General features: G+C 43.1%; 11 protein-coding genes. 9 read left to right on the top strand and 2 right to left on the bottom strand.

Translation table 11 applies throughout. The features are described 5' to 3' along the window. Positions 1-55: 55 nt before the first annotated feature. Positions 56-793 (top strand): dienelactone hydrolase family protein, encoded by a 738-nt coding sequence (locus BCU57_RS13590; RefSeq protein WP_102436696.1) that lies wholly within the window; start codon positions 56-58, stop codon positions 791-793. 86 nt (positions 794-879) lie between these two features. Here BCU57_RS13590 and BCU57_RS13585 read toward each other — a convergent pair whose 3' ends face one another. Further along, entirely contained in the window at positions 880-1,395 is a 516-nt protein-coding gene (locus BCU57_RS13585; RefSeq protein WP_102436698.1) for a DUF3332 domain-containing protein, read from the bottom strand. A 287-nt stretch (positions 1,396-1,682) separates the two neighbouring features. Here BCU57_RS13585 and BCU57_RS13580 point away from each other — a divergent pair, with 287 nt between their 5' ends. The 7 genes from BCU57_RS13580 to BCU57_RS13550 all read left to right on the top strand — a co-directional run bounded on the left by BCU57_RS13580 (position 1,683) and on the right by BCU57_RS13550 (position 13,376). Next, the gene (locus BCU57_RS13580; RefSeq protein WP_102436700.1) at positions 1,683-2,426 is read left to right on the top strand and encodes a spermidine synthase; all 744 of its coding nucleotides are present in this window, start codon (positions 1,683-1,685) and stop codon (positions 2,424-2,426) included. 627 nt (positions 2,427-3,053) lie between these two features. Then, a complete protein-coding gene (gene ahpC / locus BCU57_RS13575) occupies positions 3,054-3,623 on the top strand; it encodes an alkyl hydroperoxide reductase subunit C (protein WP_076540540.1) in 570 nt (189 codons plus the stop codon). Positions 3,624-3,785: 162 nt separating this feature from the next. Next, entirely contained in the window at positions 3,786-5,393 is a 1,608-nt protein-coding gene (ahpF, locus tag BCU57_RS13570; RefSeq protein WP_102436702.1) for an alkyl hydroperoxide reductase subunit F, read from the top strand. A gap of 567 nt (positions 5,394-5,960) precedes the next feature. Next, positions 5,961-9,635: an ATP-binding protein gene (locus BCU57_RS13565; RefSeq protein ID WP_102436704.1), complete on the top strand. Its 3,675-nt coding sequence runs from the start codon at positions 5,961-5,963 to the stop codon at positions 9,633-9,635. Further along, positions 9,635-10,297 (top strand): condensin complex protein MksE, encoded by a 663-nt coding sequence (locus tag BCU57_RS13560; protein ID WP_076540535.1) that lies wholly within the window; start codon positions 9,635-9,637, stop codon positions 10,295-10,297. Before BCU57_RS13565 ends, BCU57_RS13560 begins: the two co-directional genes overlap by 1 nt. Next, on the top strand, positions 10,294-11,514 hold the full coding sequence (locus BCU57_RS13555; protein WP_102436706.1) for a phosphoenolpyruvate carboxylase: 1,221 nt from the start codon (positions 10,294-10,296) through the stop codon (positions 11,512-11,514). Before BCU57_RS13560 ends, BCU57_RS13555 begins: the two co-directional genes overlap by 4 nt. 620 nt (positions 11,515-12,134) lie before the next feature. After that, the gene (locus BCU57_RS13550) at positions 12,135-13,376 is read left to right on the top strand and encodes a dicarboxylate/amino acid:cation symporter (RefSeq protein ID WP_102436708.1); all 1,242 of its coding nucleotides are present in this window, start codon (positions 12,135-12,137) and stop codon (positions 13,374-13,376) included. Between the two features lie 171 nt (positions 13,377-13,547). Here the strand turns inward: BCU57_RS13550 and BCU57_RS13545 are convergent, their stop codons facing one another. Further along, on the bottom strand, positions 13,548-14,540 hold the full coding sequence (locus BCU57_RS13545) for a class 1 fructose-bisphosphatase (protein ID WP_102436710.1): 993 nt from the start codon (positions 14,538-14,540) through the stop codon (positions 13,548-13,550). A 249-nt stretch (positions 14,541-14,789) separates the two neighbouring features. Between BCU57_RS13545 and BCU57_RS13540 the strand changes: the two genes are divergently transcribed. After that, entirely contained in the window at positions 14,790-17,066 is a 2,277-nt protein-coding gene (locus tag BCU57_RS13540; protein ID WP_102436712.1) for a S9 family peptidase, read from the top strand. The last annotated feature ends 94 nt before the right edge of the window (positions 17,067-17,160 follow it).

Below are 17,160 nucleotides of genomic sequence, written 5' to 3'. Positions count from 1 at the left end.
ATTGAGAAAAATCGACTTAACCCAAGCTTAGGTTACTTAACAAGGAATCAGCAATATGATCATTACCAAAGAAGTCCACGATATTGAAACCCCAACAGGTGATATGCGGACTTATGTATATCGCCCAGATGCCCCTGGGCAATTTGCCAGTATCATATTCTACTCTGAGATTTTTCAACAAACTGCGCCTATTGCCAGAAGTGCAGCCATCTTAGCCGGACATGGTTTTGTGGTGTTAGTGCCAGAAGTGTTTCATGAACTGAATCCGCTAGGCACTGTGCTTGAGTATGACGATGTGGGTAAAGATAAGGGCAATGCTGATAAATTTGCTAAGCCCTTAGAGCAACATGATAGCGATACTCAGGCGATTATCGACTTTGCCCGTAGCCAAGCATATTGCAGCTGTAAAGTGGGCGCGATGGGCGTGTGCATAGGTGGCCATTTGGCTTTTCGTGCAGCGTTAAACCCCGATATCAGCGGTGCTTTTTGCTTATATCCCACAGATATCCATTCAAATACCTTGCCCTGTGAGCCAGAGAACGATTCATTAACTCGCTGTGGTGATATTAATGGTGAGCTGGTATTAGTCTTTGGCAAGCAAGATCCTCATGTATCTAAAGCAGGCCGAAAAGCCATTTATCAAAAGTTAGAGCAGCTTGATACCAACTTTAGCTGGTTAGAGGTGAATGCTCAGCATGCCTTTATGCGTGATGAAGGCGAGCGTTATGATGCGGCATTAGCACTGCAAATGTATTTGCAAGCGGTGAGCTTTTTTCAGCGCACCTTAAAGTAAAACCTTGTTAGGATCAGTAAAAAAATAAGCCCTGAGTGATACTCAGGGCTTATTAATTCACGACATAATCGCAAATGAATTATGGCTTAAGCCGCTTGTTGATATTGCGCTAATTCAGCAAGGCTTACTTGAGCCACTAGCATGTCATCAAGATAAAAATCGATATGCTCTTCGCCTTTACTGCCAATCAACTCTTGCTTAGAGCCATCTTCATAAGCCAAGGTCATCACCAGAGTGCGCTCATCCTGTTGACTAATTTGTGCACTTGATAGTTTAACTGGCGCCGTTTTAAAGTCGTCGCTAACGTGCTTATTCATTTTAAAAATAGCATCAGTTGGTAAATCAACTACCGCTTCTTTATCTGTTAATGGGTTAGTCCCGGTCCAGAACTCAATGCTGTTAAATACAAAAAGATCAGCTGTAGCTGCTAAACCATAAACTGGCGACAATAATGCGAATAAACCCGCACGACCATAACGGTTGTCGACAGTATCTAAATTTAACTTAGTGACCATTTGGCTTGTGGCCATTTGTCCCATACAGCCAGATAGTTGGCTACAAGTTACGATCATTGCAGCAGTTGCTAAAAACTTCTTTTTCATTTCATCAATCTCTTATTTTTTTATCAGCTGCGGATTATAGGCATTTCTCCCTTGGAGTATGTGATGGCTGTCACGTCAGTGTGTTGGGTTATTTATGGCTAAGTATCTGAAATGTTGAACTAGTTTGTTTACTGTGTGCAGGTTGGCTAACTGTTGCTATTGCTTGGTTGTTTTTAACGATTGGTGAGCTAAATGTTGGGGTTTTAGGGGCAATAAAAACTGCTTAAAAGATCTATTTATGCGGTATAATTTCGCCGAATATCCTGCCTATAAACCATGAGAACTCCATGTCAGAGTACCAGCAGTTACACCATGTCAGTGACGATATCGGCCCCATCTATGTATTAGATGATGGCGATTTTCGCGTGTTATCTTTTGGTGACAATGACGAGCAGAGTAAAATACTGAAAGCGGCGCCCCATATCCCTCAGCATACCTATGTTCAGGCCATGCTAGCGGTACTGCTATTTAGCAAACCTAAAAGTGCCATCATATTTGGCCTTGGTGGCGGCGGGCTGGTGCATGCACTTAGACGTTTTGATGCCGGGATTAAGCTGACTGCAGTTGAGTTGCGCGCTGATGTGATTGAGATTGCTAAACGCTATTTTCAATTGCCTATTGGCAAAAAGCTTAAAATTGAACTTGATGATGGCGGCACATTTTTAGCCAGAGCTGAACACAAAAAAGTGGATATTATTTTTGCTGATATGTATATCGAGCAAGGGGTTGATGAAAAGCAATTAACCAGCGAGTTCATTGGCACTTGTCATAAAGGCCTTAAAGCGGAAGGTTTTTTAGTGCTTAACTGCTGGAAAGAGCACAGTAAAAGTGAGCTGCTAAAGCAAGTGTTATCAGCGCACTTTGCCAATGTTTATGCCACTTTAACAGGAGGGGGAAATTGGGTGGTTTACGCCAGTAAGCAGCCACATTCTTTTAGCTCAGCTTATAACAAACAGCAGTTGCAGCAATTATCGCAACAGCTTGATTACCCAGTAGGGCGTTCACTGACACGTTTCACTCAATGGGAATAGCTGTTAGCAAATGATAGTGGCACTTGCGGTGCTAGTACTAATAACTAACTAACAAGCAACCGATTAATGAGAGCCTTTGCCTCAACAGCCTGGCTATCCAACAAGACGTTCACTGACACGTTTCACTCAATGGGAATAGCTGTTAGCAAATGATAGAGGCACTTGCGGTGCTAGTACTAATAACTAACGAACGAACAAGCAACCGATTAATGACAGCCTTTGCCTCAACAGCCTGGCTATCCAACAAGACGTTCACTGACACGTTTCACTCAATGGGAATAGCTGTTAGCAAATGATAGTGGCACTTGCGGTGCTAGTACTAATAACTAACGAACGAACAAGCAACCGATTAATGACAGCCTTTGCCTCAACAGTTTGGCTATCCTGCTAATTGTTTATTTTTTGCTTTAATTAATAGCCATTGCTCACCTTTACACCAACGAATGCTCGCTTATCGAGCATTTCGATTGGCAAGGTTTATTTAGTGTTCACTTTCTAAAAAATCGATTAGGGTGATAGTTTTTACCCGTTATATTTAATTCTAACTTGTCGCTATTATCTATTCCATCAAACAGATACAGCTACACACTAAATTAGAATTTACTTTAAATATAACGGAGCACACCCATGACTCAATCAATTATTAATTCAACTATCAAGCCATTTTCTGCAACTGCTTTTCACAATGGTGACTTTGTTTCAGTAACTGAACAAGATTTACTGGGCAAATGGTCAGTAGTATTTTTCTATCCAGCTGATTTTACTTTTGTATGTCCTACTGAATTAGGCGACATGGCAGACCATTACGCTAAGTTACAAGAAATGGGTGTTGAAGTTTACTCAGTATCAACAGATACCCACTTCACTCATAAAGCATGGCACTCAAGTTCAGACACTATCGGTAAAATTAACTACCCAATGATTGGTGACCCAACTGGCGCAATTACTCGCAACTTCGGTGTGATGATTGAAGAAGACGGTTTAGCACTTCGTGGTACGTTCGTAATGAACCCGGAAGGCGAAGTCAAAGTTGCTGAAATTCATGACCTAGGTATTGGCCGTAGCGCAGCTGAATTAGTTCGTAAAATTCAAGCAGCACAATATGTTGCATCACATGACGGCGAAGTATGTCCAGCAGCATGGCAGCCAGGTGAAGACACATTAGCACCATCAATTGACCTAGTAGGTAAAATCTAAACCACTGGCGTTAATTCTCTCCAATAGCTGAGTCGCCTCATCCACGGTTCAGCTAAGTTTCATCACACTCCAATCTGCCTGGTTCTTTGTTAATGCTAAATGGGTTTAGCATTTATGAATTAGGCTTTTTTTTGGCTCAACTTCAATACTAGGAGCACACGTATGTTAGATGCGAATATTAAAAATCAACTGAAGACTTATCTGCAAAACCTTAAACGACCAGTTGAACTTGTCGTGTCAGCAGACGATAGCCCGAAAGCAAAAGAATTGAGCTCTTTAGCCAATGATATTGTTGGCTTATCAAACCTTGTAAGCCTTAAAGAGCAGCAAGGGATCCGAACCCCATCAATGAGTATCATTAACCCAGAACTTGGTAGCAACATTAGCTTTGCTGGTTTACCTATGGGCCATGAATTTACCTCGTTAGTGTTGGCACTACTGCACTCAGGTGGCCACCCAATTAAATTAACCGATGAGGTTATTGGGCAAATTAAAGATCTGCCCGGTGAGTTTAAGTTTGAAACCTACGTATCACTAAGCTGTCAGACATGTCCTGAAGTGGTACAAGCACTGAATATGATGGCAGCGATTAACCCCAATATTACTAACGTGATGATTGATGGTGCATTATTCCAAGATGAGATTAATGACCGTAATATCATGTCAGTACCGACGGTATATATGAATGGCGAGCCATTTTCTGTTGGCGCCATTAGCGTAGTAGAAATTTTAAATAAGTTAGACGTCAATGCTGTAGCACGACAAGCAGAACAACTAAATAATAAACAAAGCTTTGATGTATTAGTGGTTGGTGGTGGCCCTGCAGGCGCATCTGCTGCCATTTACGCGGCGCGTAAAGGCCTGCGCACTGGCATAGTGGCTGATAAGTTTGGCGGTCAAGTGGCAGAAACTGTCGGCATTGAAAACTTTATCTCAGTGTCAAAAACCGAAGGGCCAAAATTAGTTGCCAATCTTGAAGCTCACGTGAAAGATTACGATGTTGATGTCATGGACAACCAACGGGCGCTATCCCTTAAATCAGGTGAGCGTTTTGAAATCGAACTTGAAAGCGGCGCGATTTTATCAAGTAAGACCATATTGTTAGCAACCGGCGCGCGCTGGCGTGAAATGAACGTCCCTGGTGAGCAAGAATACCGCGGCAGCGGCGTAGCCTATTGCCCACATTGTGATGGGCCGTTATTTAAAGGTAAGCGCGTCGCTGTGATTGGCGGCGGTAATTCTGGTATTGAAGCGGCTATCGATTTAGCGAATATCGTTGAGCACGTTACTGTACTTGAGTTTGATACTAGCCTTCGCGCTGATGAAGTTTTGCAGCGCAAAGCCAACTCAATGGGTAATATCACCATCATCACTGAAGCGATGACCACAGAAGTGCTAGGTGATGGCAAACGCGTTACCGGGCTCACTTATACCGATCGCAGTACTAACGAATCGCATAATGTCGCGCTTGAAGGGATTTTCGTTCAAATTGGTTTAGTGCCAAATACTGAATGGTTAAAAGACACTGTAGAGTTAACTAATCGTGGTGAAATTATTGTTGATGGCAAAGGCCAAACTTCCATACCAGGGGTATTTGCCGCAGGTGATGTCACTAACTCAGCCTATAAACAAATCATTATTGCCATGGGTAGCGGCGCGACTGCCTCACTCGGTGCCTTTGATTATCTGATTAGACACAGTGAAGCTGACATGTCAGCGGCTGAGCAAGTTGAGCTTGAGTCTGAAAAAACTGAGACAGAAGCGGCTTAATTAGTCGCAATGACAGTGTTGTAACGAAAACGAATCACTTTGTTCGTGCTCTTAATCGAAAAGCGCTGATAGAAAAGCGCTGATAGAAAAGCGTTTATAAAGTGCTTAACGCATTATTGAATTTTGACAAAAAGCCAGCTTATTTAAATAAGCTGGCTTTTTTTGTGTTTAGCGCTGTTAAAAATAACGCACTGGAATGGTTATTAAAGGGGGCTCCTGAATCAGTGAAAAGGGGGGGGAGCTGCTGACTAATAGTGAAATTTTATTTGGTTATATTCATTTTTAACGCCATCGCAAAGGTGGTTTTTTTATCTCTGAATCAGCTTATCCGCCTTAGCCTCGCATAAAACCTAAGTGATATCCCACAACTTCATGCTGGTAAAAACAATATACTGGCCGTTTGCTGCTTTGTTAGGCGAGTAAAGCAGCCTTTATCGGTTATTATTTCACGCTTTGTTATCAGCTAAATTGCTTCATTCAGCGCTTTGATTTAACTTATAGCTCATTAAAATAAATTCCCTAAAATCTTGTTTTTAGCCGTTGCGGAAAGTACGCAAAAGGATGCCAATGCCAAGCTTGATCAGAATAGTGTTAATTAATACTCACCTTCCTGGTGTGGTGGAACTGCAGCTAGATGGACACACCAACATTTGTGGTACCAATGCTTCAGGTAAAACCACACTGCAGCGATTAGTCCCAGTGTTTTATGGTGAGTACCCTAGCCGAGTCGTGCCTTCAACCCGTGATAGTTTTGAGCGTTGGTATCTTCCCCATGATTCAAGTTACATCATCTATGAATATCAAAAGAGTGACGGCCAGCTTTATCAAGCGCTAATGGCATCCGCCGGTGACGGTAAAGGGGTGAATTACCGCTTTATTGCCAAAGGTTTCGAGCTTGATGATTACGTTAAAAACCGTAATGGCGATACCATCATTTGTCATACCATGGCGGAGTTAGGCCGTGAAATGAAGCGCCAGTCGGTGCCGCATACTAACTTGCTGAATACCCGAGAATACCGCGCGATTATTCAACATGATCGCAGTTTATTGTCCACCGGCGGCAATAAAAGCGAGCTACGTAATTACGCCCATCAGTTCTCATTGTGTGATAGCGAATACTCGCTACGTCATATCGAAAAACTGGCCAAAGCGGTGCATTCTAAAGAAGGCAAAATGGAAACCGTTAAGTCAATGGTGGCCGCCATTTTAGAAGAAGATGGTGTTAACCCGCCAACCTCACGCTTAAATCCACAGCGAGTAGAAAGCTGGATCCGTGAAAGTCAGTTAGTCCAAGGCTTTGAGCAAATTCGCCCTGAATTTGAAAAGCTAGAACAAGAGTTTAATCAGTTACTGAGCGCCGAGCTTCGACTAGGCAGTTTAGCTAAAGGCTATCGCGCCGATGAAACCTTTGAAGCACAGCGCCAAGAGCGCAGTGAAAATCAGTCTAAAGAGACCAGTTTACAACTGCGCCTTCTGGACGAAGAATGGAAAGAAGCCCGCGATGAGATCAGCCAAGAATTGTCATTCGCCCAAGGTGATATCCGCAAATATGAAGCTGAGCTTGATGGCATTGAAGATCAATATGAAGGCTTTTTAAATGCCAATATTGAACAAGCTAAAGCCGACTTAGACAGTTTAGATAATTGGCGCAGTGATTTAGAAAACTTATCAGAGCGTCATAAGTTACAAACTGAAAAGCACCAAGACATTGAAGCGGCTTACAGTACCCGCCGTAGTAAAATTGCTGAGCAGTTACACCGAGAGCTTGAGTCACTGCATCAAGAGCAAGATAGCATTCGTGAAACCCGTGATGCCCAGCGTGAATCTGCTAACGATGATTTAACTCAACTCGACAGCTTATGGCGTGAAAAAACCGATGCCGGTAAAGCGCAGTTTGCTGAACAAGAATTTAAACTCAAGCTCAGCCAAGGTGAGCTGAAACATCAAATCGACGGTGTCAGCTACACCGAAGAAGAGAAAATGAGCTTAGCAGTGTTTGATGAGCGCATTAGCCGCGCTGATGAAGAACAAGAAAGCTGTAATCAAAAAGTCGATCGCTTATCAATAGAAGAAAGAAAACTGCGCGCCAAACGCGATCAAGTCTCTGAGGCACTTCGAATCGCCAGTGTGAGAGTGAATGAGCGCTTAGCTGATGTTGATGATGTCAAAGGGGTGTTATTTCCACAATCACACACTCTATTAGAGTTTTTGCGTAAAGAGTCCTCAGGTTGGGAGCAAAGCTTTGGTAAGGTTATTGCCCCTGAACTATTACACCGCACCGATCTCCATCCCCATGTTGCAGACAGTAATGGCGAGGTATTATTTGGTATTGGCTTAGATCTTAAAGCCATTGATGTGCCTGATTATGCTGCGTCTGAGCAAGACTTACGTCTGCGCTTAGCTAAGGCAGAAGAAGCCTTAGCTCAAGCTGAAGAGCTAAAATCGGAAAACGAAGATCAACTGGTTGCCATTAACGATCAATTAGACACGCTTAATAAAGAGCTGACCTTTGCCCGCACTGCTTATAAAAACAGCCGTGAAGATGTACGGCGTTTATTTGATGAAAAGCGCAGCTCACAAGAGCAAATCAATCAAGCGTTATCCGAGCGTAAAGCTCATGCCAGCAAGCGTCTTATTCAGTTAGAAAACGAGCTCAAGCAGCAGCATAATAAACACCTAGAGTGGCTTAGTGAGCAAAAAGAGCAAGCCCTTGAAGCCCGCATGGAAAAAAATGCCTATTGGCAAGATGTGGTCGGTGCGCTAGATAATCAGCTAGGGCAAATTAAAGCCAATATCGACACTCGCCGTAGTAATGCTAAGCAAGAGCAAAAAGCCTGTGAGTCATGGTACAAAAACGAGCTTAAATCTCGCGGGGTTGATGAAGCGGCTATCGTGGCATTAAAAGGGCAAATTCGGGATCTTGAAACCCAAATCAGTAATGCGGAAAAGCGTCGCAGTGATGTATTGCGTTATGAACATTGGTATCAAAATGCCTGGCTAATTGCCAAGCCGAAATTGCAAACCGATTTATCCAAAGTTAAGCAAGCAGCCCTTGAGTTAGAACAGCAGCTTGCCAATAAAACCACTGACGTTAAGCAGCGTAAACAACACTTTGAAAGCTTGAAAAAAGCCTCGGATGCTGCGCAAGTTGAGGCTTCTGAAAACCTCACCAAGCTGCGGGCTGTGATGCGAAAACTGGCTGAGCTTAAATTGCCGCCAACTAAAGATGAAGCCGCTGGTGGCATTGGTGAGCGCTTAAGACAAGGTGAAGAATTATTACTACAGCGTGATTATTTACTGGGCTCAGTAAAACAATACGTTGAGCATTTTGATTCGGTTATTGCCAGTAAGTCAGGCTCGAGCTTAGCTGAGTTTTGGGAACGTGCCCGAGATGAATCAAGCTTTAGCAATGATAAAGGTATCCGCCTACTGGATTATCGCAAGTTGGTTCCACAACTTGAACAGTTATTGAATGTGATGGTGCCGCAATCCTTGATGGCCATTCGCGAGCAAGGGCGTATTTTTGGTATCGACTTAACCGCTTATTACGATGTATTAGCAGACATCGACAGACGTATCGCCTCCCAAAGCGCGCGTATTACTCGCGAAGTGGGTGAAGAGTTGTTTCTTGATGGGGTATCTGAATCCGCGGTTAAGATTCGTTCTCGCATTAGCGAACTTGAGTTTTGGCCTGAGCTTGAAGTGTTTGTTAAAGCCTTTAAACAGTGGAAAGCAGATGGCTTTAGTGAGCTGCCTGATGAGCATTACACCTCAAGTATGCGCCGCGCCTTAGATATTATTGGTCGCTCGGCGTTAAGTGGCGGCATTGCTAAACTGCTGGAAATTGAGCTGCGCTTAAAAGAAGGCAACAGCGACTTAATTATTCGCACCGATAGACAGCTTAATGAATCTTCAAGTCATGGTATGGCTTATCTGATTTTATGTAAGTTCTTACTGGCCTTTACTCGCCTATTACGGGGTAAAGCCGATGTCACTATTCATTGGCCTATTGATGAGTTGGGCACCTTGCACCACACCAACGTGAAGAAGATATTTGATGCCTGCGTTAATAACAATATCAGCGTATTAGGGGCGTTTCCTAACCCAGAATCTGAAGTGCTGAACTTGTTTGCTAATCGCTACATTATCAATAAGCAAACCCGTAAATTACAAGTGGTGAAACCTAAAGCCAACCCATTGGCTGCACGCTTAAGTCAACATGCCAATAAGGAGGCTATTTAATGTCTGAGGTTACGGCAAGTACCGAAACAACACTGGTTGGCACTGGCATGCTGATTGAGCAACTGCTTCGTGGTGAGTTTATTTGTCGCACCACCAATGAAGATGGCTGGCGCGCCCTGAAAAGCAGTGCCACCTTTGATAAAGTGGAGCAGTATTTAAATCAAATCAACCGCACGATTTCTTCTGCAGCAGAAGGTGATGTGTTCTTTTGCGGCTACCAGCAACTGGGTGAGCAAGAACGTAAAGTGATTTCTAGCCAGTTTAAAGATATTTGCTCGGCGCTTATTCCGCTGGTGGAATGGTTGGTGCTAGTACAAGAAAGTAGCGGCCAAGATGCGCCTTTAAGTGAAGGTGCGCCAATACGCTTAACTGAGCTGCAAGCGCGTATTGAAGATACGCCAGCGTTTATGGAGCAGCTCGCTAAGTTGAGCCAATATCGCTTATTTGGCTCAACCAGTAGCAATGCCGACAACCAAATTAAATTGGTGTTTAAGCGCTTAGTGGAGTTGGGGTATTTGGTAAAACCTAATAGCGAGAAACAAATTTATATTGCCACCGGCAAGCTTGATTATTTGTACGAAGTGATTCGCTTTATTGATGAAACTGAAGGGTTAAGCCTTGAAGCGCAAGCTGAAACGGCTACCCAAAAGGATTTATTATGAGCAATAATTTACATCAAGCGGGGGTTAAGCTACTAAAACAGCTGAGTCGCCATTCTGATGTGGTTATGGATGCCTATCTTGCTGGCTCAGTGAATGAGCAAACCCATGACGCAGCAGTGATTGAGAAACTCAGAAAAAGTGGCATTTTATGGCGCCCAGAGCCCGATGAAGAACTGCGCTTAAAACGCTCGGTACGGGCGTTACTTGAAGAAGCTTTAAGTGATGAGCGTAATCGGCAAATTGATGCCAATGTCGGCTCGGCGTTTAGCACCATTAAAACACTGGCTGATCATTACAAAGAAGCAAGGCACAATATTGATTATGGCGCAGCAGAGGCGTATTTAGCTGACTTAAACGAGCACGTTTACAGCTTTACCGACAGCCTGCGCTACTCCATTCGGGTATTGTGGGGCCGTATTAATAATGAGTTTGGTTATGTTGGTAGTATTAGTGCCAAAATTCGTGAAAATGAATTAGCCCAAAGTCAGGTGTCTGAATTACTCAACGGCTTAGAAATGTTCCAGTTTAGTGAGCTTAGTGATACCGCCGGTGATATTCGCGAGCTAAGACGCTTACTGGTGACCAATCTGCAAGAAACCTTAAGTCAGTGCATTCAAGAAATTAGTGCAGTGCAAGGGCGCTTGCTAGAGCTACTGGGGCGTTTTCGTCAAATTCAGGGGCGTACTCGATTATTAAAAGGCTTTTTACTGCACACAGATTTGCATCCTGATTATCAACCTGATGATCATGTGGCGCATAAGTTTGTGCCGAAATTGTTTAACTGCGCTGAAGCCATCATTAAGCCTGCCAGTGTCGACGTTAATAACGCCAGCCATGAGCTTATCTTGCTCGATACGGTGGCGAGAATTAAAACCATTAGCCGCGACTTATTGCCGGCAAAAGTGCGTGAGCACGATGTGTCCATGACCATGACTGCGGTGGAGGATTTTGATATTCCTGATAATCCACTAAAGCTAGCGGTAGATGAATACTTCTGCGCCGTGATTGATTCAGGAGTTCGTCAATCAGCACTGGAATACTTAGAAGAGCATAAGTTGCACTGGGCATCTGAGAATTGGCTTTATCAAGTGATTGGCGGCTACGAAGGTTTGCCCGATGAGCACAAAGCCTATTTTGAACTTGAGCCCATAGGCCATCCTGATCCTGTTTATAACGGTAACTTTATGATCCATGATGTGGAGTTATGGCTGGCTTAAACTTGATAAGTGAATCATCCCAGAACTGATTTACAAAAAAGCTGTTTGGTGCCAACCAAGCAGCTTTTTTATGTCATTTCATTAGCGCTACAGCCCGAGCTTCAAAGCAGCATTAACCGATAATAGAATAAGCTGTAATGTTGTGGTAATTAAGCGTCTTGTTTGCATTAATGTTATCTTTGTTGGGCACTGGTTAATGCTGCCAGCATGGGATAAATAGAAGCAAATGTTGCGCTTTTATAAAACGCTAGTAATTAGCTTAAATTGTCGTCAGAGTTGTAGTGTTCTCAACTCATTAGTACTCTTACGGTAGTGTATAATACTGTTAGTGTTGTGTTTTTTAGTCTTGAATCCTGCTAAAAATATTTATAATTCAACTGTTTTAGTTTAAGTTGTTTTAATTCAACAGTTTGGTGGTAGTTGTAAATGCTGCTGCTCAGTGGCCGCTCAAACTAATTGATCGATAGCATTGAATTAAATTGCTTCTTGTCCCAGTATCCTTGTCGTTAAAAATAATTAAAACAAATTTTCAGTCGAATTAACTTCAGTATTGAGCCTGTGTAAGTCGTTACAACAGCGAAATCAGCGTTAATTTGACTTTTATTAGGAACGTTCGCGATATGACCAAATCATTATCAAGCCGCATTTTTATCGGATTATTCTTTGGACTAATATTGGGCAGTATTGTCCAATTTGCCCTCAATGATGTCAGCTTCTTCTCAGGCACCTTAGTCAATGCTGCCAGCGGTATTGGTACCATGTTCGTTAATATGATCATGATGCTAGTGGTGCCACTGGTATTTGTCAGTATTGTTTGCGGCGTGTGTGAACTGCAAGATTTAAAGAGCTTTGGCCGTTTGGGCGGTAAAACCTTTAGCTTTTATATTATTAATACCTTGGTGGCTATCACAGCGGCATTTTTAGTCGCCATGTTACTGGAGCCAGGTAAAGGCGTTGATATGTCTAGCGATGGCGGCGTGAGCATTACTGCAACTGAGTTACCTAACTTAATGCAGCTGATTGTTAGCATAGTGCCTAATAACCCATTTGCCGCATTTACTTCAGGTAATATGCTGCAAGTTATTTTCATGGCCTTGCTGTTAGGCGGCGTGATTAAATCAATGGGTGAGAGCGTTAGCGGCGCAGTGCAAGGTTTTCAAACAGCCAATAAAATCATGATGCGCTTAATCACTGTGGTAATGAGCCTTGCGCCAATTGGTGTGTTTGCCTTGATGTTTAAATTAGCGGCAACCCTTGAGCCGGCTATTTTTGTCAGCGTGGTTGAATACCTAGTTATCATCTTAGCATTGCTGTTGTTATGGATTTTTGTGGTTTACCCTACAGCAGTGTCGATTTTCACCCCGGTATCAGCCTCGAGCTTTCGTGAAAAAACCAAAGAGCAGATTTTATTCTCGCTTTCTACCGCCAGTTCAAATGCGACCATCCCTGTGACCATGCGTACCTTAACCGATAAGTTAGCTGTTAGCCGCGCTGTCGCTGGATTCGGGGTGCCACTCGGGGCAACGATGAACATGGGCGGAGTGTCAATTTACATTACTATCGCGATTTTCTTTGTGGCCAATGCTTTTGGTATGCCAATTACAGCAGAGCAAATTCCAGCATTGTTATTTAGTGTGTTTTTATTGTCAGTGGGCGCTGGTGGCGTACCCGGCGGCGGCATGGTGATGATTGGTGTGCTTATCTACCAATTAGGTTTACCAGTCGAAGCCTTTGCCATTGTGGCAGCACTTGATCGTATTATTGATATGGTACTGACATCTTGTAACGTAGTGGGTGATACTGCGGTATTAACCATAGTGGATCAAACGGAAAAACCACATCAGCTTAATGCTGAGGCATAAGCTCGCTATTTAATCGTAGCTAAAGCGCTAACATTACATAGCCTGCAATTGCAGGCTATGTTGTTTTTAAAACTTAGCTCTCTATTAGCTCAATCATTACTAATCACTAATAGCTAGCAAGATCAAAAAAACCGCTAGCAGGCGGTTTTTTAATAGTAGCTAAAAGCGCAATTAATCAATTGTCGGCTCTTGGCTGTAATCAACATCATGGTAGCTTAAGCAAGTATCCACTTCGTTGGCGCTACCAAGAATAACAGCAACACGTTGATGGATAGCTGTTGGTTCGATATCTAGGATATCACCATAGCCTGTAGATGCTTTACCACCGGCTTGTTCAACCAATAAAGCCATAGGGTTGGCTTCATACATTAAACGCAGCTTGTACGGCTTTTCAGGGTTCTTATTATCGGTTGGGTAAGCAAAGATACCGCCACGACATAATACGCGGTGAACATCACCCACCATTGCAGCAATCCAGCGCATATTGAATGACTTTTCACGGGGCCCAATAGTGCCTAATACTAAGTCAGCAATGTAAGTTTGCATTGGTGCTTCCCAAAAGCGCTGATTGGACATATTGATCGCAAATTCAGCGGTATCTTTACTGATACTCACTTCTGCTGTGGTGAGCAGGAACTCGTTAGTGTCAGGATCTAAGGTATAAAGTTGAGTACCTTGACCTGTGGTGAGCGCCATCATGGTTGATGGGCCGTAAAGCACATAACCTGCGGCAACTTGTTTGCGGCCACTTTGTAAAAAGCTTTGCTCGTTAAACTCGCCTTCGCCAGCAGGTAGCACTGAGAAAATCGTCCCTACCAGTGAGTTGATATCGATATTTGATGAACCGTCTAGAGGATCAAAACAAACTAAGTATTCGCCGTCTTGATTGACTTCAACAACATAATCTTCTTCTTCAGATGCAAGACCGCGAACATTGCCTTCAGCTTTAAGTGCATCTTTGAGCATGTCATTGGTAATCACGTCGAGTTTCTTTTGGGTTTCGCCTTGAACATTTTCTTGTTCAGTAGCGCCCAAAACACCAGCTAATGCACCATGTTGCACTGCTTTACTAATTGCTTTTGAGCAATCGGCAAGGCTAAGTACTAATTGTGAAAGCGAAGCTGATACTGCTTGGTTGGTCAGGGTTTGTGTCAAAGTTTGCATGCTTGTTCCTAAGACAGTAGAGGTTAAGGTCGGTAACCAGTGGTTAATGTTTTATTTTATTATCAAGGATAATACCTCAGATTTGTCCATATTACAGCGTGAAAAAGATGAGCAATATATGACTTGCAGTAGATTTGTTATAAACTCGCTGGTAAATAATGCTTTCAGTTGATTTTTGGTTAAATTAATATTGGCAGCGAAAATAATAATAACGATAAATATAAATTTATGGCTTCCCAAGGATTGATAATGACTAAAAAATGGAAATCGACCGCGGCGTTGATGCTGTCGGCAATTCCGCTAGTGTTTACTGGCGCACTTATTTCAGATCATGCAATGGCCTTTACCATGAAAATATCCGGCAATACCACTCCACTGACCATAGAAAGAATTCATGCATCACCAGCCTTGGCCGGCGCTAGCCCTCGGGGATTAAAACTGTCTCCCGATGGTAGCCGAGTGACGTATCTTGCTAGCCGTGAAGATAACCAGCATTTTTATGACTTATGGCAAATGGATATCAGCACTGCAAAGCGCAGTATGTTGCTTAATGCCGATAAGCTGGCTGGGGGCGAATTATCTGATGAAGAAAAAGCCCGCCGCGAACGTCAACGTATTTATGGTCAAGGGATCATGGAGTACTTTTGGGCTGATGATGGCCAAGCGTTATTAATTCCAGCTGCAGGCAAGCTGTATTTTTATACCTTGGCGGATCAAAAGGCGCAGGCATTAAATACCGGTGAAGGCTTTGTCACTGATGCGCGTTTGTCCCCTAAAGGCCGTTATGTGTCATTTGTGCGCGAGCAAAATATTTTTGTACTGGAGTTGGCAACAGAAAAGCTAACTCAGCTGACGTTTGATGGTAAAGGGCCGATTAAAAACGGCATGGCAGAGTTTGTCGCCCAAGAAGAAATGGGCCGAATGACAGGTTACTGGTGGTCGCCAGATGAATCAGCTATCGCCTTTACTCGTATTGATGAGTCAGGTGTTGAATTAGTCACCCGTAATGAGATTTATGCTGACGGTATAAAACTGACTGAGCAGCGTTATCCTTATGCGGGTAAAGCCAATGTTGAGATTGAACTTGGCGTGATTGAGCTGGCGAGTAAAGCAGTGCAGTGGATTGATTTAGGTAAAGAGAAGGATATGTATTTACCGCGAGTAAAATGGCTGCCAGATAGCAAGCAGTTATCATTTCAATGGCAAAGCCGCGATCAGCAGGCATTGGACTTACGCATCATTAACCTTGGTTCAAAACCTGGTTCAGACGTTAAAGCTAACACGGTTGTCAAAGAGCGCAGCCAAGCATGGGTAAACCTTAACGATGACTTACATTTCTTAAAGCAACAACAAGCGTTTATTTGGGCCTCAGAGCGTGATGGTTTTAAGCACCTTTATTTATTTGACCTGTCGGGTAAACAAATAAAGCAATTAACCACAGGGCTGTGGGCGGTTGATGAGCTTGAGTTTGTGGATGAGCAGGCGGGCTGGGTGTATTTTTCAGGCCGAAAAGACACAGTTGTTGAACGCCATTTATATAGAGTGTCATTAACCAGTGACAAGATTGAAAAACTATCAACTAAAGCCGGGATGCACTCAGCAGTCTTTGCTGATAAAAAACCAATTTATTTAGATTACTTCAATAGTTTAATTCAGCCGCCACAGGTGAGTTTGCACAATGACACTGGCGAGCATTTAATGTGGGTAGAACAAAATGAAATTAACCAAACCCATCCTTTGTATGACGTTGCGGGTTTATGGCAAATACCAGATTTTGGCCAATTAAAGGCTGAAGATGGCCAAAATCTGCAGTACCGATTATTTAAACCCACTGATTTTGATGCCAGCAAAAAATACCCAGTAGTTGTTCGAGTATACGGTGGGCCACATGCGCAATTAGTGGTTAATAGCTGGAGTGAAGCGGATTACTTTACCCAATATCTATTACAACAAGGCTTTGCTGTATTTCAATTAGACAACCGCGGCTCAGCCCATCGTGGTACTAAGTTTGAATACGTTATTTACCAGAATATGGGTGATGCAGAAGTTAACGATCAAAAAGTGGGCGTAGATTACTTAAGAAGTCTGCCATTTATTGATGGCGATAATATCGCTATTTATGGTCATAGTTATGGCGGCTATATGGCGTTAATGAGCCAGTTTAAAGCCCCTGATTATTTCAAAGCGGCAATTTCAGGTGCGCCCGTGACCGATTGGCGTTTGTATGACACCCATTATACCGAGCGCTATATGGGTCACCCTGCTAAGAATAAACAAGGTTACGATGCCAGCAGCATTACCCCTTATGTGGAAAATTATCAGTCTGGTTTGCTGATGTATCACGGTATGGCTGACGATAATGTGTTGTTTGAAAATAGCACCCGCGTATATAAAGCGCTGCAAGATGAAGGCAAGTTATTTCAAATGATAGACTACCCTGGCTCAAAGCATTCTATGCGCGGTGAAAAGGTGAGGAATCATTTGTATAAATCCTTAGCTGCCTTTTTAGAACGCGAGCTTAAGTAGCGCTGTTTATAGCAAATGGGTAATAGGTAATGGGTTGGCAATAATAGCCCATTAGTTATAGATCACTTGTTATCGTCCATGAGGGATAGTTCAT

This window comes from Shewanella sp. 10N.286.48.B5 (assembly GCF_002874355.2).
GTDB lineage: Bacteria > Pseudomonadota > Gammaproteobacteria > Enterobacterales > Shewanellaceae > Shewanella.
This window is presented reverse-complemented; position numbering and strand designations above follow the sequence as displayed.

Bases quoted from the DNA above. Each gene is read 5' to 3' on its own strand.
- BCU57_RS13590 (WP_102436696.1), top strand. From the start codon at position 56: ATGATCATTACCAAAGAAGTCCACGATATTGAAACCCCAACAGGTGAT.
- BCU57_RS13585 (WP_102436698.1), bottom strand. From the start codon at position 1,395: ATGAAAAAGAAGTTTTTAGCAACTGCTGCAATGATCGTAACTTGTAGC.
- BCU57_RS13580 (WP_102436700.1), top strand. From the start codon at position 1,683: ATGTCAGAGTACCAGCAGTTACACCATGTCAGTGACGATATCGGCCCC.
- ahpC (WP_076540540.1), top strand. From the start codon at position 3,054: ATGACTCAATCAATTATTAATTCAACTATCAAGCCATTTTCTGCAACT.
- ahpF (WP_102436702.1), top strand. From the start codon at position 3,786: ATGTTAGATGCGAATATTAAAAATCAACTGAAGACTTATCTGCAAAAC.
- BCU57_RS13565 (WP_102436704.1), top strand. From the start codon at position 5,961: ATGCCAAGCTTGATCAGAATAGTGTTAATTAATACTCACCTTCCTGGT.
- BCU57_RS13560 (WP_076540535.1), top strand. From the start codon at position 9,635: ATGTCTGAGGTTACGGCAAGTACCGAAACAACACTGGTTGGCACTGGC.
- BCU57_RS13555 (WP_102436706.1), top strand. From the start codon at position 10,294: ATGAGCAATAATTTACATCAAGCGGGGGTTAAGCTACTAAAACAGCTG.
- BCU57_RS13550 (WP_102436708.1), top strand. From the start codon at position 12,135: ATGACCAAATCATTATCAAGCCGCATTTTTATCGGATTATTCTTTGGA.
- BCU57_RS13545 (WP_102436710.1), bottom strand. From the start codon at position 14,540: ATGCAAACTTTGACACAAACCCTGACCAACCAAGCAGTATCAGCTTCG.
- BCU57_RS13540 (WP_102436712.1), top strand. From the start codon at position 14,790: ATGACTAAAAAATGGAAATCGACCGCGGCGTTGATGCTGTCGGCAATT.